This is a genomic window from Nonomuraea antimicrobica (assembly GCF_039536965.1).
In the GTDB taxonomy this organism is placed as follows: domain Bacteria; phylum Actinomycetota; class Actinomycetes; order Streptosporangiales; family Streptosporangiaceae; genus Nonomuraea; species Nonomuraea antimicrobica.
The window spans coordinates 44,851-65,499 of sequence record NZ_BAAAZP010000075.1; the positions used below are offsets into that span (position 1 = coordinate 44,851).

Genomic DNA, 20,649 nt, shown 5'->3' on the forward strand with positions numbered 1-20,649 from the left:
ACATGAAGATCAACGAAGAGCGCCGTCGCATCCTGTCGGCGTTAGGCGCGGGCGGCGCCGCCCTGGCGCTGACCGCCACGCCCGCGCAGGCCGCCGCCAGGCGCGCGGACGTCCGCGTGATCGCGGGCGTCACCGACCTGCGCAAGACCCCCGGACAGCCCGCCGAGCAGGTGTACCTGCTCGGCTACCACCAGGACGAGCCCGGAGTGACCCCCACGCCCGGACGCGGCGGCGGCGACCTCTACTGGGACGAGAACAGCACCGAGGCCGACGACGCCGGCACCGTCTTCGCCGTCACCGGCGTGGCCACCGGCCGGTGGAAGCGCCCCGTCGCCGCCACCGTGGACCTGGCCTGGTACGGCTGGCGCGGCACCGGCGCCGACGACGACACCCCGCGCCTGCAAGGTGCCGTGGACGCCCTGCCCACGGGCGGCACCATCGAGATCGGCCCCGGCAAGGTGCTGCTCAAGAAGACGATCTCCGTCAAGCGGGTGCCCATCACCTTCGCCGGCGCCGGCCACACCGACAGCCTCGACACCGGCACGCAGATCCTCCTCGACACCGGCACGGCCGACGGGTTCCTGCTGACCGGCGTACACGGGGGCGGCTTCCGCGACCTGCAGATCCGCGGCCTGGGCCTGGACGGCGGCGCCATGATCCGCACCGAGCGGGCCGGGCCAGGCACGGCCGACGGCAACTACATGCTCGCCTTCTCCAACGCCCGCTTCCGCGACGGCCACAACGGGCTCGTGCTGCGGGCCTGCAACACCGTACGGTTCCAGAACTGCGTCTGGAACACCTTCACGGGCGACCAGGTCATCCTGCTCAACGGCGTCGCCGACGACCAGCGCGCCGATCCCGTCGAATTCGTGCAGTGCGGCATCGCCGCCGGCTCCGGCAACAAGGTCACCGACAACGTCGTCATCGACGGGCTCGGCGGGTCGATCAAGTTCATCGCGACCGCCATCCTGTTCGGCCGGCACGGGCTCTGGATGCGCAACACCACCGGCAGCAAGGCGCTGCCGAAGTTCGTCTACTTCGAGGGCGGCGGCTTCGAGAACGGCCACGGCGTCCCAGTGCTGCTGGAGGCGGGCGCGCAGGCCCAGTTCGCCAACACCTACATCTCCGCCGACGGCGAGTACGACAACGTCCGGGTCGGCCCCGAGTTCACCGGCGGGGTCACCTTCACCGGCTGCGTCATCCGCGGCGCCGGCCGCAACGGCATCGACGTCGACGCCGCCCGCACCACCGTGACCGGCTGCCTCATCGGCAACAACGGCCGGATGGCGCACGCCGACTTCGCCCGGCAGATCGGCACCGTGGCCGACAACGGCTCGGGCGGCGTCCGGGTCACCACCTCCGGCCCGCACGGCTGGGAGAGCGACGACCGCGTCACCCTCACCGGCGTCACCGGCCTCGACGGCCCCTGGACGATCACCGTGATCGGGGCGAACGCCTTCGACCTCAAGGGCGCCCGGTTCGGCGGCGCCCACTCGGGCGGCACGGCCTACCGGCACGGCGCCGGGATCAACATCCGCGCGCAGGCCACCCGCGTCGTGGTGACCGGCAACGCCATCGGCGGCTTCGTCGGCGACGGCACCAACCGCCAGGACTACGCCATCGTCAGTGCTTCACCCGACGTGCTCATCAGCGCCAACGACCTCAACGGCAACCACGCGGGCCCGTACGCGCTGACCGGCACGCAGACCGCGCAGACCCGCGTCATCGGCAACAAGGGCGTGCAGCAGATCGACGGCTGGTTGACCGCCCGCATCGACGGCGCCGTCGCCGACGGCCTGCACGACCTGTCCAACCTCCTGTACGCCGACGGCCAGCGGCTGCGCATCATCCGCGTGTCCAGGAAACTGGGCGCCGGGACCTGCGCGGTCCGCCTGGACGCCAACGGCGACAGCGCCGGGGGCGCGGCGACCGGGGCGACCACCTCGTTCCAGGCCACCGCGCTGACCTCGCCGTACGTGGTGGACGGCACGTCGGCCGCCAAACGCCTCCAGCTCCGCGTACTGGAGAGCGCGGGCGCCACCGAACTGGAGGTGCAGTTCGGCTACCAGATAATCTCCTGACCACCCAACGGTCCCGCCCACCTCACGGCGGGGCCGTCTTCCACTTCCGCGCGACGCCGTCGTCAACGTAGCCGTCAGGCCGCATGCCGTCGTCAGCGATCCGGCGTCGTGACGCTCCTTCGCCAAGTAAAGGATTTGCTACACTTCTGGATGTGGAGGAGTGGGAGATCCGCGTCACCAACGAGATCCTGACCTGGATCAACGCCCTGGACGAGCGATCCCGGGCGCAGGTCGTCGATGCCGTCGACCGACTGGCTGAGGCCGGTCCGAGCCTGGGCCGCCCGCTGGTGGACAAGTTGGAGGGTTCCCAGGTTCACAACCTGAAGGAACTGCGTCCCGGCTCGGCGGGTCGCTCCGAGATCCGGATCTTGTTTGTGTTCGATCCGTGGCGGTCGGCCGTCTTGCTGATCGGCGGGGATAAGTCCGGTGACTGGTCAGGCTGGTATCGGCGGGTCATCCCCCGCGCCGAAGAGCTGTACGCGGACTACCTGACCGAGCGCGAGGCGGAGGAGAAGGACCAATGACGAATTTTCCCAAGTGGAGCGACGTCCGCGCCGACATCGTGGCCACTTCCGGCGGTGAGGAGGCCGTGGCTGAGGCTCGGCGGCGTAATCAGGCCTACATCGACGGCTACCGGCTGGCCGAACGCCGCAAGAGCCTGGGCCTGTCACAGACCGACGTCGCTGACCTGATGGGAGTGACCAAGAGCCGGGTCTCCCAGATCGAACGCGGTGAGGTGTCCACCGTGGAAGCCATCGCCCGCTACGTGCAGGCCCTCGGCGGGCAACTCCAGATCTCGGCCGTGTTCGGCGATGACCTGTACATCCTGCGCGGCACCGACACCCACGCCGCATGAACTCGAACACCCTCCTCCGTCCGCGCCGACGTCGCCGAGGCCGCCGAGATCCGCGAGGGAGTTCTCATCGACCGACTCGATTTCTTCGAGCCTGTGATCGGAGCCCGTCTCGTGTCGATCGGACCGTTACCGATGCGTGGCGTGCCAGGTCCCCGGGCGGCAAGGGTTTGTTGCGTCCGTTGGCGTGAGCACACGCTGGTGCAGGACCTGGAAGAGCTGCCGTTGAGAACTCCCCGGTGGGAAGCAGGGTGGCCTTATCGCAGGGTCTGTCCCCTGGTGATCTGCTCCGGGTAGGAGTATTTCACCCGGAGGATCAGCTTCGGCTTGCGGTCGGGGCTGCCCGCGTTGATGAGCAGCGCCGAGAAGAAGTCGAGGCCGTCGGTGGTCTGCCCGACCTCGACGCACCCGTGGCTGAACCCCTTACGCGAGTCGTGCAGCCAGAACCCGGACCTGCCGTACGTCTTGCCCCGCAGCGCCGTTAGGCGTACCCGGAACGTGCCCCAGTCGGGGAAGACGGGGCCGTTGCCGCCGATCGGCAGGTATTGGATGCCCTCCTCGTGGTTGGAGGCGGCGTGGTCGCCGCGCTTGTTCGCCGCCTCCACCGAGTTCTGCTTGGGATCGACATGGGTGAAGAACGAGTAGAGCCCCTCGGGCAGCGGCCCCTGGTTGTAGCCCGACTGCATCAGTACGATCTGCGACCCCATCAGCCCCGACGTGGCATGGAACAGCAGCGGGCCCTTCGCCCGCAGCGCCGACGGCACGGACCTGCGCCACAGCAGGAACTTCCCGGTGTAGACGAGGTCCGCCTCCATGTCGGGCTCCAGCCGGACGTCGAGGTCGATCCGCCCGAGCCGTACGAGGGCCCCCGTACGCGGCATGTAGATCGCCTCGAAGCGCCCGGACCCCGGTGCCCTGCCCGTGATCTGCCACCTCCGGAAGGGGTGGGGCGGCACGTAGGAGACCTTCGTCTCGTCGGCGAACACCAGCGTGCGATCGTGGTCGAACAGCGCCGAGTGCACGATGTCGTCGGGCCCTTCGCCGCGCCACAGGATCGACTGAGCCTCCTCGCCGACGGCCAGCGTCAGCCGCGACAGCCGCACCTCCGGGCTCCGCTCAAAACAGAAGTAGCTCACGCGCCCGCTCTCCTCAGGCGATGGAGGTGAGATTGGAGGTGACGGCGATGTCGGTGCCGGACGACGGCGTGTATTCGTGCCACTCGGCGACCAGCGCGCCCTTCTCACCCGGCTGGAGCATCGCAACGGGCGCCTGCGAGCCCTCGTGGGCGAAGTCGAGCCGGGCCACCGTGATGTGCGTCGAGTCGGGGATCGCCACGACGAGCTGCCGCTCCTGGACCCGGCGCTCGTCGTAGGCGTCGATGACGACCGGCAGCCCGACCACGAAGCCCGCGCTGCCGGCGACCTTGATGTTCACCGGCCTCGCGCTCGGCTCGACATCCACGCGGAACGTCGTGTACACGGAGTCCTGCAGGTGCACGGCCGCCCGCCCGGGGTTGGCTGGGGGGATGCCCGGATAGTTGCGGTCGTCGTAGGCGGCGATCTCCTTCGCGATCGTCAGGTACGGCTCCGGCACCCCCGCCCCGATCGAGCCGCCCTCGGCGAAGCGCATCCAGCGCTCCTCCCAGCCCTTGCGCACGGTGAGCACGATCCGCGCGCTGCCCGCGCGCAGGAACGCCTGCCGGTTGGGGTCGGGGTGGCGGAGCTGCCGGATGAACGGCCAGCTCGGCGGCACGTCCCAGAAGTAGGAGTAGAGGAACGTCACCACGTTCTCCCACTCGATGGCCTGGTTGATGAAGCGGATGAGGTCTTCGTGGCGGCGCACGGCCGCCCACTGTTCGGGCAGCATGCCGAGGCGCGGCCCGTCGAACCCGATGCCGTGCTCGACGTCGACCCCTGCCGCGACGAACGCCTTGAGGATCTCGTCGGGCATGAAGTCGAAGTCGGGCCCGAGGATGAACCGCAGGACGCACTTCATGATCTCGTCGCTCTCCTCGCGTCGCAGGGTGAGCGTGTCGACGCCGGTCAGCCGGTCCTCGATGGCGGCGATGCGGCCGACGATGTCTTCCTGCTGGGCGAAGTAGCGGGTCTGCGCGGCGTTGTAGAGGGCGTTCCAGACCTCGACGCGCCACTGCTCGATGGCCGCGGACGTGTGCTCCAGGTGCACCACGAGGCCGACGTAGACCTCCTCGGAGTGGTGGAAGAAGAACGTGACCTTCTGCCGCCCGGTGAAACCCTGGAGGAAGGGCAGCACGCCGCCGGGCGCCAGGACGCGGTGGTCACGGATGATCAGCGCGTCGCTCAGCCCTCGCCACTGCGGCTCGTTGTGGGCGCCGATGACGTCGAAGTTCATCTTGTCGTCTTCGTCGTCCTTGCCGATCTGGCCGTTGAGCCGCACCTCCTTGATGCGGGTGCCGCCGGGGACCTCGAACTCCAGGTCGAGGAACCACCAACCGCCGCTCGTGCCCACGTGGGCGCTCGGCGTCAGCGGCGTCGGCTCCTCCGGGTAGGGCCGCACCGTGACGCCGTGGCGCTCGGCCAGCCAGAGGTATTTCGGCTTGCGCTCCGCCACGGGCGTGCTCTCGCCCGCGGGGTTGCCGTCCTTGTCGACGATCTCGATGGTCACGTCGGAGGGCTTGACCGTGAACTCGAAGGGCCGCTGCATCGCGTGGAGCCGGTCGAGCTCGGCGTACGCGCGCCGCATCGCCGCCCCCGGCTCGGGCACCACCAGGTCGTACGTCAGGCGCAGCCCGTAGCGGTAGAGCCGGACCCGCCACTTGCGCATGAGGCTGAAGTAGTCGATCCGGATGGGGTCTTTCTGGGTGTTCTTCAGTATGCGCGTCGAGGTCTCGGACTCTCCGGTGACCGTCGTGGTGGAGATGGTCACCTTGTGCTCGCGCCGCGAGCGCGACGACGCCTTCTGGGTGGTGGCCCGCGCGTGCTTGATGCTCTCGGTGGCGGACTCGGACTCGGAGTCTTGCGCCGTGAAGCTGGAGGTGCTGGAGCCGGAGATGATCGGGATGCCGCCCTGGACCGTTCCGGTGATGTTGAACTGGTTGGAGTGCTGGCTCTGCGAGGACGTCGACTGCGCCAGGTCGGTGTTGTCGGTGACGCCGGTCTCGCTGACCTCTTCCAGCTCGTCGGTGACGATCGTGGTGAACTCTTTCGTGGTGACCGACCACTCCTTGTGCGTGACCGCGGTCTCCTCGCCGGGGGCCAGGGGGATGGTCGCGACCAGCTCGCCGCGCTGGATGCCGATCGGCACCATCTCGATGCGTTCGAGGTTGAGCATGCCGATGGGCGGCGTGCCGGTGTAGAGGGCCAGACCGCGCAGCGCGACGACGGCCGCGTTGAGCGCCTGGACGGCCTGCGCGACGTCAGCGGTCTCGTGCGCGGTGCGTGCTTCCGCGGCGGCGTGCGCCGTCTCCGCGGCGCGCGCCTCCTCGGCGCCGCGCAGCCGTTCGGCCCGCACCTCGACGAGGGCCTCGGCGAAACGCGCCAGCTCGGACGCCGGGATCCGTGCGACCGACACCACATCGGGCCGCCCGAGCGCCACGGCCCCACCCTCGAACGCCCTGAGCACATCGATCGTCGCCCCCGGGAACTCCGGACCGCCGGACTCGACAGGCTCGCCGGACTTGTCAGGCTCGCCGGAGTCGCTCGGCTCATCGGAGTCGCTCGGCTCGCCGGGGCTGTCGGGCTCGGCAGGCCGCCGCAGCCGGTCGAGCACGGCATCCACGTCGCCGGGAGCCAGCTCCAGATGCCGGAGGGCGCCCAGCTTGACGATGCCGCCGCCCCCGTCGCCGCTGGGCACGGAGACCTGCACAGGAACGAGAGTGCCTTTGAGGATTTCTCGCGCAGAATTGTCGAGCACCGGCTGCGTAACTGAATTTCCCATTTATATCCCATTTGGCCGGAGTGGTAAGCATGAATCGCGAAGCGGATGCCCATCGTAAGTCTGCCGTAGCCCAATGACCAGCGATTTTCTCTTTACTCGCCGCTCCTCGGTGGGCGGCATTTGAGGTGATCGAATATGAGCAAATCGGGCGATCGCGGATTACTGCGAGTGGGGCAGATCGTGCACTTCACTCTTATGGGAATCCGTTTCGTTGGGATGCAATGCCTTTGTGGAGAAATGCGAATTTCTCGGTATCGTGCGGACGCCGATCAGGTGGCTCCGGACCTCCCCGACCCGAGGAACTCGCGGGTCCCGATCTCGCTGTCCGTGCCAGGAACGGGTGCTCTCTGTCGCGGTCCTGTAGCAGTCGTGTAGTGGCCGTGTGGCGGGCGGGCGGATGCTGATCGCGAGTCATCCGGCATTCAGCCAGGCGGAACCTCACACAGAGGAGGACATCACCATGTCTCGCACCCGCACTCACACCCCACGCGGCAAGCTCGCTCTGCTGCGCAAGCCCGCGCAGGCCCTGGCCGTCCTGGCCGGCGTCATGGCCGCCACCGTGGTCGCCACCGGCACGCCCGCCAACGCCGCCTCGTGGCACCCGTACCAGGTCTACAAGGAGTACTACACGTGCGCGTCCGTCGGGGCGTACGCGGTCAACTCAGGCAAGGCGCAGAAGTGGAAGTGTGACTGGGACAGCCCCGGCTACCTCCTGTCCCTCTACTACTGACCGGCCTGCCACTGGCCCGGGTCTGCCACTGGCCCGGGTCTGGTGCTGACCGGGCCTGGCACTGACCCGGCCCGGCACTGACCTGGCCCGGTACCGACCCGGGCGGCGCTCGGACGACGGAGGAGGCGGCGGGTGGCGGGTGGCGGTGGGGTGGCCGCCCGCCGCCCGCCGTCTCCTCCTGCGAGGTCGAACCGTCCGGCGCGTCCCGTGCCGCTCCCGGCGCGCGCCCTCGTCGTGACGAGCCTGGACGGGCTCCGGGCTCCGGGCTCCGGGCTCCGGGGTCGGGGCCCGAGGTCCGGGGGTTCGGGGTTCGGGCTCGGCGTCGGTGAGCTTGGGTGCTCGGCTGCTCAGAAGTCGGCGAGCAGGATCGCGGGGTTCTCCACGCAGTCGGCCACGTGGCGCAGGAACCCACCGGCCACGCCCCCGTCGCAGACCCGGTGGTCGAAGGTGAGGGAGAGCTGCGTGATCTTGCGGGCCGTGACGGCGCCGCCGGTCACCCAGGGCCGGTCGATGATGCGGCCGACGCCGAGCAGCGCCGCCTCGGGGTGGTTGATGATGGGGGTGGACCCGTCCACGCCGAAGACCCCGTAGTTGTTGAGGGTGAACGTCCCTCCGGTCAGCGACTCCGGGGGCAGCTTGCCCGAGCGGGCCAGGCCGGTGAGCCGGGTCAGCTCCGTGGCGAGCCGGGCGGTGGTCATCAGGTGGGCGTCCCTGATCACCGGTACGACGAGGCCGCGGTCGGTCTGCGCGGCGAAGCCGAGGTTGACGTGCCCGTACCGGACGATCTCGGAGCGGGCGGTGTCGACCGTGGAGTTCAGCTCGGGGAAGCGCCGCAGGCCGTCCACGCAGATGCGGGCCAGCAGGGCGAGCAGGCCGATGCCGAGATCGGGGCGGGCCTGCCGCAGCGCCGCGCGCGCTTCGAGCAGTGCGGTGGCGTCGGCGTCCACCCAGGTCGTGGCGTCGGGGATCTCGCTGCGGCTGCGGCTCAGCTTCTCGGCCACCGCGCGCCGCAGCCCGCGCAGCGGAATGCGTTCCACCCCGGGTGGGGTGAGGGGATGTACGGGCGCCGCCTCGGACTCCGTCCGGGAATGCGCGCGTGCCCCCTCGGTCGTCGCGCGGGAATGTGCGAGCGCGGCGTCGGTCGTCGTGTGGGAATGGGCGCGGGGCGTCTCGGGCGTCGTGTGTTCGCGGGCCGTCTCGGACGCGGTGTTGGCGATGGCCTCCTCGACGTCCCGGCGCATGATCATTCCGTGCGGCCCGCTGGGGTGGACGGTGGCGAGGTCGAGTTCGTGCTCGCGGGCGATCCTGCGGACCAGCGGGGAGATCACCAGAGGCGCCTGCCCCTCCTTCGACACGGTGACCGGTGGCTGAGGGGCTCGGGGGTGGGGGATCGGGGCTGGGGCGGCTGGGGCGGTGGTACGGCGTCGGCGGCGGCCCGTCGCGTGGCCGGTGCCGTAACCGATCAGGACGTTGCCGGAGCCCGCCTGCTCCTCCTCCCGATAACGCGCCGCCGCCGGATCCTCAGCCCCCACCCCGGCGCCCGCACCGGACCCGGCAGCGCCGACCTCGATGAGCGCGGCGCCCACCGACAGGACCGCGCCCGTCGGGGCGTGCAGCGCCAGTACGGTCCCCGCGTACGGCACCGGCACCTCCACCGCCGCCTTGGCGGTCTCCACCTCCACCACGATCTGGTCGACCTCGACCGTGTCGCCCACGGACACCTTCCAGTCGACGATCTCGGCCTCGGTCAGCCCCTCCCCGAGGTCGGGCAGGTGGAACACCCGCGCCGTGGCCGTGCCGGTCATGACGCCTCCCGGGCCAGGTGCAGGACGTCGGGCTCGTCGCCGAACTGCAGCCGGTCCACCGCGTCGAGCACGCGGTCGACGTCCGGCAGGTGCGAGTGCTCGAGTTTCGGCGGCGGGTAGGGGATGTCGAAGCCCGTGACGCGCAGCACGGGCGCGGCCAGCGAGTGGAAGCAGCGCTCCTGGACGCGGGCCGCGATCTCGGCGCCCACCCCCGCGAACCCCTGCGCCTCCTGGACCACCACGCACCGGCCGGTCCTGCGTACCGAGGACACCACGGTCTCGTCGTCGAACGGGACGATGGTGCGCAGGTCCACCACCTCCAGCGAGACGCCCTCGCGGGCCGCCGCCTCGGCCGCCTGCAGCGCGACGGGCACGCCCGGCCCGTACGCGACGAGCGTCGCGTCGCGCCCCTGCCGCCGGATCGCCGCCCGGCCGAAGCCCGCGGCGTGCCGTTCGCCGAGCGAGGTCTCGTCCTTGGCCCAGTACAGCCGCTTGGGCTCCATGAAGACGACCGGGTCGGGGTCGGCGACGGCGTCGCGCAGCAGCCAGTACGCGTCGTCCGGCGTCGCGGGCGTCACCACCTTCAGCCCCGGCGTGTGGGCGTAGTACGCCTCGCTGGAGTCGCAGTGGTGCTCGACCCCGCCGATACCCCCGGCGTACGGGATGCGGATCACCATCGGCAGCGACAGCCGCCCGCGGGTGCGGTTGCGCGTCTTGGCGACGTGCGAGGCGATCTGCTCGAAGGCCGGATAGGCGAAGGCGTCGAACTGCATCTCCACCACCGGACGGAACCCGCCCATCGCCATGCCCACGGCCAGCCCCACGATCCCCGACTCGGCCAGCGGCGTGTCGAAGCACCGCTCCTCGCCGAACTCCTTGGTCAGCCCGTCGGTGATGCGGAAGACGCCGCCGAGCGGGCCCACGTCCTCGCCGAAGACGAGGACGCGTTCGTCGTCGCGCAGCGCGTCCCGCAGCGCGAGGTTCAGCGCCTGGGCCATCGAGATCACGGTCATGTCAGCCCTCCGCCGCGTTCAGTTCGGACGCCAGCAGCGCGCGCTGCTCGCGCAACTGCGGCGTGGGCTCGGCGAAGACGTGGTCGAACAGCTCCAGCGGGTCGGTGCGCGGGTCGGCGTTCATCCGGTCGCGCAGCCCGGCGGCCAGTTCCTCGGCGGCCCGGTGCGCGGCGGCGACGCCGTCGGCGTCCAGCAGCCCGCGCCCGCGCAGGTAGGTCTCCAGCCGGGCGATCGGGTCGGCCGCCTCCCACCGTTCGACCTCCTCGCTGTCCCGGTAGCGGGCGGCGTCGTCGGCGTTGGTGTGCGGGTCCATCCGGTACGTGTGCGCCTCCACCAGGAACGGCCCGCCGCCCTCCCGCGCGTGCCGTACGGCGGCGGTGAGCACGGACAGCACCGCGACCAGGTCGTTGCCGTCCACCTGCTCGGACCGCACGCCGTACCCGACCCCCTTGTACGCCAGCGCGGGGGCGGCGCTCTGCCGGGCCAGCGGCACCGAGATGGCGTACTTGTTGTTCTGGACGAAGAACACGACGGGGGAGCGCAGCACGGCGGCGTAGTTGAGCGCCTCGTGGAAGTCGCCCTCGCTGGTGCCGCCGTCGCCGATGAAGGCCATCACGACCGCGTCCTCGCCCTTGCGGCGCAGCGCCTCGGCCATGCCCACCGCGTGGATGGTCTGGGTGGCCAGCGGCGTGCACTGGGGCGCGACGCGCGTGGCCACGGGGTCGTAGCCGCAGTGCCAGTCGCCGCGCAGCAGGGTGAGCACCTCGACCGGGTCGAGGCCGCGGGCGACCAGGGCCACGCAGTCGCGGTACGTCGGGAACAGCCAGTCGTCCTCGCGCAGCGCGAGCACCCCGGCGACCTGGCAGGCGTCCTGTCCCCGGCTGGAGGGGTAGACGGCGAGCCTGCCCTGCTTGGTCAGCGCGGTCGCCTGGCGGTCGAAGCGGCGGCCCACGACCATCCGGCGGTAGCCCTCCAGCAGGTGGCCGTCGGGCGGCGCGGGGTAGGCGGGGGGCGGGTCGACGGGGGTGCCGTCCTCGGCGACGAAGCGTACCGGGACGGGTGCGGGGAGAAGGCCGTCGACCACTTGAGCAAGGGACATGGCGACGCTCGCTTTCGCTGGACGTTTGACAAGGCAAGCGTCCGCCTAGCCGTCCATTTGCTCAAGACATTGGGGACAAAGGGCGACAAATGGCTGCATCCAGCCTCAAAGTGGGCCAAATGTAGATCTGCGGGAGCGTCCGTGAGGATCGGGCCGGACGTTCTGCCGCGTTCAGCCCTTGCCCGTGCCCTTGCCCCATCCGGCCCCCCGGCCCCGGGCCTCGTCGAAGACCAGCCACGTACGGGTGCCGCGCACGCCGGGGATGTCCTGGATGCGCTCCAGGACCACCTGCCGCAGCGCCGCGTTGTCCGGCGTCCTGACCAGCGCCAGCACGTCGTAGTCGCCGCCGACCATGGCGAAGTGCTCGACGTAGGTGATGTCCTTGAGCCTGGCCGAGACCTGGCGCCAGGAGTTCTGCTCGATGGTGAGCGAGACGTACGCGCTGGTGCCCAGCCCGGCCTTGTGCGGCGCGAGCTGGGCGGTGAAACCGATGATCACCCCGTCGTCCATGAGCCGGGTGAGCCGGGCGTAGGCGCTGGCGCGCGAGATGTGGACGCGCTCGGCCAGGGTCCGCACCGACATCCGGCCGTCGCGCAGCAACTCGGCGATGATCGCGCGGTCGACCTCGTCGAGACGGGCGGCGGAGGGCTCCGGCCAGCCGTCCCCTCCTTCCGCGGACGTCACCCGTCCGCCGCCGGCCAGGTCTTGGCCACCAGGGTGAGCACGTCGTAGGTGGCGACAGGGGTGCCGTCCTGGTTGGTGACGACGGCGTCCCAGCGCACCTCCCCGTAGTCGGCGCCGCTGCGCGGCGTGATCTGCTTGACGGTGAGCGTCACCGCGATGGCGTCGCCCGCCTTCACGGGGGTGAGGAAGCGCAGGGCGTCGACGCCGAAGTTCGCCAGGACCGGGCCGGGCGCCGGGTCGACGAAGAGCCCGGCGGCCAGCGACACCACGAGGTAGCCGTGCGCCACGATGCCGCCGAACAGCGGGTTGCGCGCGGCGGCCTCGGGGTCGGTGTGGGCGTAGAAGGTGTCGCCGGTGAACTCGGCGAAGTGGTCGATGTCGGCGAGCGAGACCGTCCGGGGCGCGGACGCGATCGTGTCGCCGATCCGCAGCTCCGCCAGGGACTTGCGGAACGGGTGCACGCCGGACTCGTTGCGCGCCGCGCCGGTCGTCCAGTGGCGGGTGACCGCGGTGAGCAGGTCGGGGGAGGACTGGACGGCGGTGCGCTGCATGTGCCGCAGCACGCCCCGGATCCCGCCCAGCTCCTCGCCGCCACCGGCCCGCCCCGGCCCGCCGTGCACGAGCACGGGTAGGGGAGAGCCGTGCCCCGTGGACTCCTTGGCGTCGTCGCGGTCCAGCACGAGGACCCGGCCGTGCCACGGCGCGAGCCCGAGCACGACCGCCCGCGCGACCTCGGGGTCGTGGGTGGCGACGGAGGCGACCAGGCTGCCCCGGCCACGGGCGGCCAGCGCGACCGCCTCGTCGAGGCCGTCGTAGGCGAGCACGGTGCTCACCGGGCCGAACGGCTCCACGTCGTGCGGCGCGGCGGCCCCCCGCCGGGCGCGCAGCAGGAGCGGGGTCATGAACGCGCCGCGCACCGGATCCGCGTCGAGCAGGGTCGCGCCGCCCAGGGTGCCCGCCGGGCCGCCCGCGACGACCTCGGCGCTCGCGGTCAGCGCCTCGACGGCCTTGCGCACCTCGTCGCGCTGGCCGAGGCTGGCCAGGGCGCCCATGCGTACGTCCGGGTTGCGCGGGTCGCCGACGGTCACCTTCGCCAGGCGCGCGGCCAGCGCCTCGACCACGGACTCCGCCACCGGTCCCGGCACGAGCACGCGGCGGATGGCCGTGCACTTCTGCCCCGCCTTGACCGTCATCTCGGTCACGACGCCCTTGACGAACAGGTCGAACTCCGGATCGTCCGGCCGCACGTCGGGGCCGAGGATCGAACAGTTGAGCGAGTCGGCCTCCACGCCGAGCTGCACGCCGCCGTCGAGCACGTTCGGATGGCGGCGCAGGATGCCCGCGGTGTGCGCCGAGCCGGTGAAGGCCACGGAATCCTGGACCGTCAGCGCGTCGAGCAGCCCGGCGGCGCCGCCCGCGAGGAGCTGGAGCGTGCCCTCGGGCAGGATCCCCGACCCGATGATCAGCCGGACCGCCGCCTCGGTGAGGTAGGCGGTCTGGCTCGCGGGCTTGACGATCGAGGGCAGCCCCGCCAGGAACGCCGGGGCGAGCTTCTCCAGCATGCCCCAGACGGGGAAGTTGAAGGCGTTGATCTGGACGGCGACGCCGGGGCGGGAGGCGTACAGGTGGCGGCCGACGAAGGTGCCGCCCTTGCTCAGCCGCTCCAGGCCGCCGTCCAGCACGATCGTGTCGTTCGGCAGCTCGCGCACGCCCCTGCTCGCGTAGCTGAACAGGGTGCCGATGCCGCCGTCCACGTCGATCGCCGTGTCGCGGGCGGTGGCGCCGGTGCGCACCGACAGCGCGTACAGCTCGTCCTTGTGCTCGTTCAGGTGCTTGGCCAGCGCCTTGAGCAGCGCGGCCCGCTCGTGGAAGGTCAGCGACCGCAGCGCGGGGCCGCCCGTCTCGCGGGCGTGCCGGACCATCGCGGGCACGTCGAGGCCCCGGCTGGAGATCCGCGCGACCTCCTCGCCGGTGGCGGCGTCGAGCAGTGGCTCTCCCTCGTCGGCCGCCCGGAACCAGCGTCCGGCGGCGTAGCTCTCCAGCAGCGTGCTCACCCTGTCTCCTCTCCGCGGGGCGACCCCGTTGCGCGGACGCCGTACCATGTGCGACCTTATTACTGACCGAGCGATAAGTAAATGAGCCCGATGTCCCGGAGGAAAGATGACGACCACTCCGGCCCGGCCGGACCAGGAGGAACGGCTGCAGGCCGCGTTCGACGCCACGATCGCGCGCCACGACCGCATCGAGCCCCGGGACTGGATGCCGGACCCCTACCGCAGGACCCTCGTCCGCCAGATCGCCCAGCACGCGCACTCCGAGATCATCGGCATGCAGCCCGAGGGCAACTGGATCGGCCGCGCCCCGTCGCTGCGCCGCAAGGCGATCCTGCTGGCCAAGGTGCAGGACGAGGCCGGGCACGGACTCTATTTGTACGCCGCGTGCGAGACCCTGGGCGTCTCCCGCGCCGAGCTGACCGAACTCTTGCTCACCGGCCGGCAGAAATACTCCTCGATCTTCAACTACCCCACGCTCTCCTACGCCGACGTCGGCACGATCGGCTGGCTCGTGGACGGCGCCGCGATCTGCAACCAGGTGCCGCTCTGCCGCACCTCCTACGGCCCGTACGGCCGCGCCATGATCCGCATCTGCAAGGAGGAGTCGTTCCACCAGCGGCAGGGCTACGAGCTGCTCATGACCATGATGCGCGGCACGAGCGAGCAGCGCGCCATGGTCCAGGAGTCGGTGGACCGGTTCTGGTGGCCGGCGCTGATGATGTTCGGCCCGCCGGACACCCAGTCGCCCAACAGCGAACGGTCGATGGCGTGGGGCATCAAGCGCAACTCCAACGACGAACTGCGGCAGAAGTTCGTGGACATGACCGTCCCGCAGGCCGAGGCCCTCGGCGTCACGCTGCCCGACCCCGGCCTGCGCTGGAACGAAGAGCGCGGCCACCACGACTTCGGCGAGCCCGACTGGGCCGAGCTGGCCGCCGTGATCCGCGGGGACGGGCCGTGCAACGCCCAGCGGCTGGCCCACCGCCGCGCCGCCCACGAGGACGGCGCCTGGGTGCGCGAGGCGGCGACGGCGTTCGCGGAGCGCTCGGCCCAGGACCGGACCGAGGCCGCGGCCCCCACCACGACCGGGGAGGGCGGGCGATGAGCGCCGACCGGCGGGAGTGGCCGCTCTACGAGGTGTTCGTGCGCGGCAAGCGCGGACTCAACCACGTGCACGTCGGCTCCCTGCACGCCCCCGACGACACGATGGCCGTACGGCACGCCCGCGACGTCTACACCCGGCGCAACGAGGGCGTGAGCATCTGGGTCGTACGGGCCGACGCCATCACGGCGTCCAGCCCCGACGAGAAGGACCCCCTGTTCGCGCCCAGCGGCGACAAGGTCTACCGGCACCCGACGTTCTACGAGATCCCCGGCGACGTGCCGCACATCTGAGGCACCCCGATCGGAAGCAGAGCACGATGAGCGACGAACACGGCAGCATCTTCGACGGCCTGATCGGCGGCGACTCCTCCCAGTGGGCCTTCGGCACCGACTTCGAGGACCCCCTGGCCGGGATCGACGCCACGACCCCGCCCGGCGTGGACGGGGCCGAGCTGGCCGCGTACTGCCTCATGCTCGGCGACGACGCCCTCGTCATGGCGCAGCGCCTGTCGGAGTGGTGCAGCAGGGCGCCCGACCTCGAAGAGGACATCGCGCTCGCGAACATGGCACTCGACCTGCTCGGGCAGGCCCGCCTGCTGCTGGCGCGGGCCGCCGCCGCGGACCCCTCCGTCGTGCCCGGCCTGCCCGCGGGCTCGCCGGTGCCCGCCGAGGACGCGCTGGCCTTCTTCCGCGACGCCGGGCACTTTCGCAACGTACGGCTGGTGGAGGTGGCCAACGGCGACTTCGCGCACGTGGTGGTCCGGCTGCTGCTGTTCTCCGCGGCACGGCTGGCGCTGCTGGAGCGGCTGCGGACGAGCGGCGACGGCGTGCTCGCGGCGGTGGCGGCCAAGGGGGTCAAGGAGATCGCCTACCACCGCGACTGGGCGGGACGCTGGTTCCTCACCCTGGCGCGGGGCACCGAGGAGTCGCGCCGCAGGCTGGTCGCCGCGCTCGACGCGCTGTGGCCGTACCAGGCGGAGCTGGTCTCCTCGCACCCGCTCGAACGTTCACTCGCGCGGGCCGGTGCCGGCGTGGACCCCGAGTCCGTCCGCGACGAGGTGGACGCCGTCCTCGCCCAGGTGCTCGCGGTGAGCGGCGTGGACCGTCCCGAGCACGCGCCGCTGGCCGGGGTCGGCGGCCGGACGGGCCGCGACGGCCTGCACACCGAGGCGCTCAGCCTGCTGCTCGCCGAGATGCAGGCGGTCGCCCGCGCACACCCGAGCGGGCGCTGGTGAACGCCCCTCGCCGCACGTCCGGGCCGTTGCCGGACGACGCGCCCGGCGCCCGTACGCGGGAGCGCGCCGCCGAGGTCGCCCGTCAGGTACGCGACCCCGAGATGCCGATGCTGACCCTGGCGGACCTGGGCGTGCTGCGCGGTCTCGAGGTGGCACGGGACGCGAGCGGCGCCGAGGTCGTCATCGCCTCCATCACCCCCACCTACACCGGCTGCCCGGCCCTGGCGACCATGCGCGACGACCTCGTCCACCGGCTGAACGCGGCCGGCTTCCCGCACGTCGAGGTGCGGATCGTCCTCGACCCGCCGTGGTCCAGCGACTGGATCTCAGAACGGGGCCGCGAGGCCCTGCGCGAGGCCGGTCTGTCGGCCCCAGGCCCGGCGCCCCGGCGGACCGGCCCGGTGCGCCTCACGCTCGGCCCCGTCCGGCGGCGCCTGACCTGCCCCCGCTGCGGGTCGGCCGCCGCCCGGCTGGTCTCGGAGTTCGGCGCCACCGCCTGCAAGGCCCTCTACACCTGCACCGACTGCCTCGAACCTTTCGAGCACGTCAAGGAGATCTGACATGACCGCGCTCGCGCCCGGCACCGCGCCCGCCAGGACCGCCTTCCACCCGCTGACGGTCACCGCGGTGGACCGCCTGTGCGAGGACGCCGCCGCGATCACGTTCGCCGTCCCCGAGGAGCTGCGGGACGCGTTCGCCTTCCGGGCCGGTCAGTCGCTCACCCTGCGCCGCGTCATCGACGGCCGCGAGCACCGCCGCTCCTACTCCATCTGCGCCCCGGCCGGCGCCGCGCCCAGGATCGGCGTCCGGGAGATCCCCGGCGGGCTGTTCTCCTCCTGGCTCGTCCACGAGGTGACCCCCGGCACGCGCGTCGAGGCACAGGCCCCCGGCGGCTCCTGGCGGGCGGACCCGGCCCTGGGCGAGCGCCACCTGTGCGTGGCCGCCGGATCGGGCATCACCCCGATGCTCTCCGTCGCCGCCACGGTGCTCACCCACCCCGGCGCCCAGGTGTCACTCCTGTACGGCAACCGCACCAGCCGCACCGTCATGTTCACCGAGGAGCTGGGCGACCTGAAGAACCGCTACGGTCCCCGCCTCCAGGTGGTCCACACGCTCTCCCGTGAACCGCGCGACGTCGAGCTGCTGTCGGGACGGCTCGACGGCGACCGGCTGCGCCGCCTGCTCACCCGCCTGGTGCCGGTCGAGGTGTTCGACCACGTCTGGCTGTGCGGCCCGCTGGAGATGGTCCAGGACGCGCGTACGGTGCTCGCCGGGCTCGGCGTCCCCGCCGGGCGCGTGCACGTCGAGCTGTTCTACGTCGACGAGCCCCCGCCCAGGCCGCGCCGGGCCGAGGAGGGCGTCCTGACCGGCGCGACGACCGAGCTGACGACCGTGCTCGACGGCGTACGCGCGACCGCGCCCGTCTCCCGGGAGACGACGATCCTCGACGGCGCCCAGGCCACCCGCTCCGACCTGCCGTTCGCCTGCAAGGGCGGCGTCTGCGGGACGTGCCGCGCGCTCGTCCGCGCGGGCGAGGTCGACATGCGGCGCAACTACGCGCTCGAACCGTCGGAGGTGGCCGCCGGGTTCGTGCTGACCTGCCAGACCTTCCCGGACGGCGACAGCGTCACCGTCGACTACGACGCCTGAACCCTTTCCCGACCCAGAGGAGCCCTGCGTGACCCAAGCCTTCGTGATCAACGGCGTGCGGACGCCGGGCGTCGTCCCTCCAGGGGACGCCTCGCCCGGGGAGCGCCCATGAGCGCCGGGGCCGGCCTGGTCGTCGAGGAGGGCGCCGACCGAGTCGTGTGGCGGCTCAACCGTCCCGAGGTCCGCAACGCGATCGATCGGGAGCTGGTCGACGCCCTGCACGCCGCCTGCGCCGCCGTCGAGGAGGAGCCGAGGATCGTCCTGCTCGTCGGTGAGGGAACCACCTTCGCCGCCGGGGCCGACATCGCCCAGCTTCGCGAACGCGGCAGGGACGACGCGCTGCGCGGCATCAACTCCAAGATCTTCGACCGGATCCACCGGCTGCCCATGCCGACCGTGGCCCTGCTCGACGGGTACGCGCTCGGCGGCGGCGCCGAACTCGCCTACGCCTGCGACTTCCGGATCGGCACCCCGCGCACGCGCATCGGCAACCCGGAGACCGGCCTGGGCATCCTCGCGGCCGCCGGCGCGGCCTGGCGGCTCGCCGAGCTGGTGGGGGAGCCGCTGGCCAAGGAGATCCTGCTCGCGGGCCGCGTGCTCGACGCCGCGGAGGCGCACGCCGTACGGCTGCTCAACGAGGTCGTGGAGCCCGCGGAGCTGACGGCCGCCGGGCACCGGCTCGCCGACCGCGTGGCCGCGCAGGCGCCCCTGGCCACCCGGCTCATGAAGGCCGTCTTCCACGCCCCGCGGCAGGCCCACCCGTTCGTGGACGACCTGGCGCAGGCGGTGCTGTTCGAGACCGAGGAGAAGCACGCGCGGATGACGGCGTTCCTGGAACGCCGCCGCGGGGAAGGACGTACGCGATGAACGGTGACCTCCCGCGCACGGTGGGGATCTACGGCGGCGGACGGATGGGGGCCGGGATCGCGCACGCGTTCCTCGTCGCGGGCGGCCACGTGGTGATCGTCGAGAACACCGCCGATACGGCCGCCGCAGCCGCCGCCCGGGTGGCCGACAGCCTGGCCAAGGCCCACGCCAAGGGCGCGCTCGGCGAGCCGGTCGAGCGGGCGCTGGCCCGGCTGCGCACGACGGCCGACCCCGGCGGGCTGGCGGGCTGCGAGCTGGTCGTCGAGGCCGTGCCCGAGGACGCGGCGCTCAAGGCCGAGGTGCTGGCCGTCGCCGAGCGGCGGGCGCCGTCGGCCGTGCTCGCCTCCAACACCAGCAGCCTGTCCCTCGACGGGCTCGCGGCCGCCCTGAAGTCGCCGGAGCGCCTTCTCGGGCTGCACTTCTTCAACCCCGTCCCGGTGAGCGACCTCGTCGAGATCGTCGCCGCGCCGCGAACGGACCCGGGGCTCGTGACGAGGGCCCAGGGGTGGGTGGCGGCGCTCGGCAAGACGCCCATCACCGTGATCGACTCGCCCGGGTTCGCCAGCAGCAGGCTCGGGGTCTGCCTGGCGCTGGAGGCGATGAGGATGCTGGAGGAGGGGGTCGCGAGCGCGGCCGACATCGACACGGCGATGACCCTCGGCTACCGTCACCCGACCGGGCCGCTGCGCACCACCGACCTCGTGGGCCTCGACGTGCGGCTCGCCATCGCCGAGCACCTGGCGCGCGAGCTGGGCCCGCGCTTCGAGCCGCCGCGCGTCCTGCGCGACCTGGTCGCGGCCGGGCACCTGGGCCGCAAGACCGGCCAGGGCTTCTACACCTGGTGAGCCTCGTGGCGGGCCAGGCCGTCGAAGGCGATGGCGGTGATCGCGTCGGCGACCACCGCGTGATCGTAGGCCCCGTCCGGCCGGTACCACTCCACCAGTGAGTTCACCATCCCGAACAGCAACCGGCTCACCAGCGCCGGTGGCACGTTGTCGCGCAGCGAGCCCTCCGCGACGGCGTCCGCGACGAGCGCGGCCAGGCGGTCGTCGAGCCAGCGCCGCCGCTCCAGCGCGGCCAGCTCGACCTCGCTGTTGCCGCGCACCCGCAGCAGGAGCGTGACGGACGGCTGGTGCGCCACGAGCACCTCGACACTGCGCCGCACCACCTCGCGCAGCCGCTGGTAGGCGCTGACCCCGTCGCGCTCGCCGGACGCCTCGGTCACGACGGACGTCAGCTCGTCGAGGGCGTCGGCCAGCGCCTCGCCGAGCAACTGCTCCTTGCTCGTGACGTGGTGGTAGATGGCCGGCTTGGTCAGCCCCAGCTCCCTGGCCAGGTCGCCCATGCTCGTGGCGTCGTAGCCCCTGCGGTTGAACAGCTCGATCGCGGTACGCAGGATCGCCGGCTGGTCGTAGCCGGGACGGCCACGCCGGCGGCGCGGGGCCGGCTCGGCGGGTCCGATCGTCGTCACCTTTGCAGCATCTCACGTGCCGACCGCCGCCTTGACCAGGCGCCGAAGGGCGACCTGGAGCGCCGGGACGGTCTCCCGCCGTACGGCC

Annotated in this window: 19 protein-coding genes; 11 read left to right on the forward strand and 8 right to left on the reverse strand. The window is 72.0% G+C overall.

The features are described 5' to 3' along the window. Positions 1 to 2: 2 nt before the first annotated feature. The 3 genes from ABD844_RS19750 to ABD844_RS19760 all read left to right on the forward strand — a co-directional run bounded on the left by ABD844_RS19750 (position 3) and on the right by ABD844_RS19760 (position 2,937). Positions 3 to 2,081: a hypothetical protein gene (locus tag ABD844_RS19750; RefSeq protein ID WP_344879501.1), complete on the forward strand. Its 2,079-nt coding sequence runs from the start codon at positions 3 to 5 to the stop codon at positions 2,079 to 2,081. A gap of 152 nt (positions 2,082 to 2,233) precedes the next feature. Continuing rightward, positions 2,234 to 2,605: a type II toxin-antitoxin system RelE/ParE family toxin gene (locus ABD844_RS19755; RefSeq protein ID WP_344879504.1), complete on the forward strand. Its 372-nt coding sequence runs from the start codon at positions 2,234 to 2,236 to the stop codon at positions 2,603 to 2,605. After that, positions 2,602 to 2,937, forward strand: coding sequence for a helix-turn-helix domain-containing protein (locus ABD844_RS19760; protein ID WP_344879507.1), 336 nt, complete (start codon positions 2,602 to 2,604; stop codon positions 2,935 to 2,937). Before ABD844_RS19755 ends, ABD844_RS19760 begins: the two co-directional genes overlap by 4 nt. A 254-nt stretch (positions 2,938 to 3,191) precedes the next feature. Here the strand turns inward: ABD844_RS19760 and ABD844_RS19765 are convergent, their stop codons facing one another. Together ABD844_RS19765 and ABD844_RS19770 are read right to left on the reverse strand one after the other, a co-directional pair. Further along, positions 3,192 to 4,070: a hypothetical protein gene (locus tag ABD844_RS19765; protein ID WP_344879510.1), complete on the reverse strand. Its 879-nt coding sequence runs from the start codon at positions 4,068 to 4,070 to the stop codon at positions 3,192 to 3,194. Between the two features lie 13 nt (positions 4,071 to 4,083). Further along, complete coding sequence (locus ABD844_RS19770) at positions 4,084 to 6,777, reverse strand: hypothetical protein (protein WP_344879513.1); 2,694 nt, start codon at positions 6,775 to 6,777, stop codon at positions 4,084 to 4,086. 532 nt (positions 6,778 to 7,309) lie between these two features. Here ABD844_RS19770 and ABD844_RS19775 point away from each other — a divergent pair. Beyond that, entirely contained in the window at positions 7,310 to 7,579 is a 270-nt protein-coding gene (locus ABD844_RS19775; RefSeq protein WP_344879516.1) for a hypothetical protein, read from the forward strand. Positions 7,580 to 7,926: 347 nt separating this feature from the next. On the opposite strand, the gene ABD844_RS19780 is transcribed toward ABD844_RS19775, so the two are convergent. The 5 genes from ABD844_RS19780 to paaZ all read right to left on the reverse strand — a co-directional run bounded on the left by ABD844_RS19780 (position 7,927) and on the right by paaZ (position 14,234). After that, entirely contained in the window at positions 7,927 to 9,384 is a 1,458-nt protein-coding gene (locus ABD844_RS19780) for a dihydrolipoamide acetyltransferase family protein (protein WP_344879519.1), read from the reverse strand. Then, positions 9,381 to 10,397: an alpha-ketoacid dehydrogenase subunit beta gene (locus ABD844_RS19785; protein ID WP_344879522.1), complete on the reverse strand. Its 1,017-nt coding sequence runs from the start codon at positions 10,395 to 10,397 to the stop codon at positions 9,381 to 9,383. Before ABD844_RS19785 ends, ABD844_RS19780 begins: the two co-directional genes overlap by 4 nt. A gap of 1 nt (position 10,398) precedes the next feature. After that, positions 10,399 to 11,496, reverse strand: a complete 1,098-nt coding sequence (gene pdhA, locus ABD844_RS19790) for a pyruvate dehydrogenase (acetyl-transferring) E1 component subunit alpha (RefSeq protein WP_344879528.1) — start codon at positions 11,494 to 11,496, stop codon at positions 10,399 to 10,401. Positions 11,497 to 11,667: 171 nt separating this feature from the next. Further along, on the reverse strand, positions 11,668 to 12,180 hold the full coding sequence (locus ABD844_RS19795) for an Lrp/AsnC family transcriptional regulator (protein WP_344879531.1): 513 nt from the start codon (positions 12,178 to 12,180) through the stop codon (positions 11,668 to 11,670). Continuing rightward, entirely contained in the window at positions 12,177 to 14,234 is a 2,058-nt protein-coding gene (paaZ, locus tag ABD844_RS19800) for a phenylacetic acid degradation bifunctional protein PaaZ (RefSeq protein WP_344879534.1), read from the reverse strand. Before paaZ ends, ABD844_RS19795 begins: the two co-directional genes overlap by 4 nt. Before the next feature lie 106 nt (positions 14,235 to 14,340). Between paaZ and paaA the strand changes: the two genes are divergently transcribed. From paaA to ABD844_RS19835, 7 genes are all read left to right on the forward strand, one after another. Then, on the forward strand, positions 14,341 to 15,339 hold the full coding sequence (gene paaA, locus ABD844_RS19805) for a 1,2-phenylacetyl-CoA epoxidase subunit PaaA (RefSeq protein ID WP_344879537.1): 999 nt from the start codon (positions 14,341 to 14,343) through the stop codon (positions 15,337 to 15,339). Next, entirely contained in the window at positions 15,336 to 15,629 is a 294-nt protein-coding gene (paaB, locus tag ABD844_RS19810) for a 1,2-phenylacetyl-CoA epoxidase subunit PaaB (protein ID WP_344879540.1), read from the forward strand. The genes paaA and paaB overlap by 4 nt, the downstream gene beginning before the upstream one ends. 26 nt (positions 15,630 to 15,655) lie before the next feature. Further along, positions 15,656 to 16,573: a 1,2-phenylacetyl-CoA epoxidase subunit PaaC gene (gene paaC / locus ABD844_RS19815; RefSeq protein WP_344879543.1), complete on the forward strand. Its 918-nt coding sequence runs from the start codon at positions 15,656 to 15,658 to the stop codon at positions 16,571 to 16,573. Continuing rightward, the gene (paaD, locus tag ABD844_RS19820) at positions 16,570 to 17,133 is read left to right on the forward strand and encodes a 1,2-phenylacetyl-CoA epoxidase subunit PaaD (protein ID WP_344879546.1); all 564 of its coding nucleotides are present in this window, start codon (positions 16,570 to 16,572) and stop codon (positions 17,131 to 17,133) included. The genes paaC and paaD overlap by 4 nt, the downstream gene beginning before the upstream one ends. Position 17,134: 1 nt before the next feature. After that, the gene (paaE, locus tag ABD844_RS19825) at positions 17,135 to 18,223 is read left to right on the forward strand and encodes a 1,2-phenylacetyl-CoA epoxidase subunit PaaE (RefSeq protein WP_344879549.1); all 1,089 of its coding nucleotides are present in this window, start codon (positions 17,135 to 17,137) and stop codon (positions 18,221 to 18,223) included. Between the two features lie 108 nt (positions 18,224 to 18,331). Continuing rightward, the gene (locus ABD844_RS19830; RefSeq protein ID WP_344879552.1) at positions 18,332 to 19,090 is read left to right on the forward strand and encodes an enoyl-CoA hydratase/isomerase family protein; all 759 of its coding nucleotides are present in this window, start codon (positions 18,332 to 18,334) and stop codon (positions 19,088 to 19,090) included. Further along, the gene (locus ABD844_RS19835; protein ID WP_344879555.1) at positions 19,087 to 19,935 is read left to right on the forward strand and encodes a 3-hydroxyacyl-CoA dehydrogenase family protein; all 849 of its coding nucleotides are present in this window, start codon (positions 19,087 to 19,089) and stop codon (positions 19,933 to 19,935) included. The genes ABD844_RS19830 and ABD844_RS19835 overlap by 4 nt, the downstream gene beginning before the upstream one ends. Here the strand turns inward: ABD844_RS19835 and ABD844_RS19840 are convergent. Beyond that, positions 19,923 to 20,561: a TetR/AcrR family transcriptional regulator gene (locus ABD844_RS19840; protein WP_344879558.1), complete on the reverse strand. Its 639-nt coding sequence runs from the start codon at positions 20,559 to 20,561 to the stop codon at positions 19,923 to 19,925. The genes ABD844_RS19835 and ABD844_RS19840 overlap by 13 nt on opposite strands. Between the last annotated feature and the right edge of the window lie 88 nt (positions 20,562 to 20,649).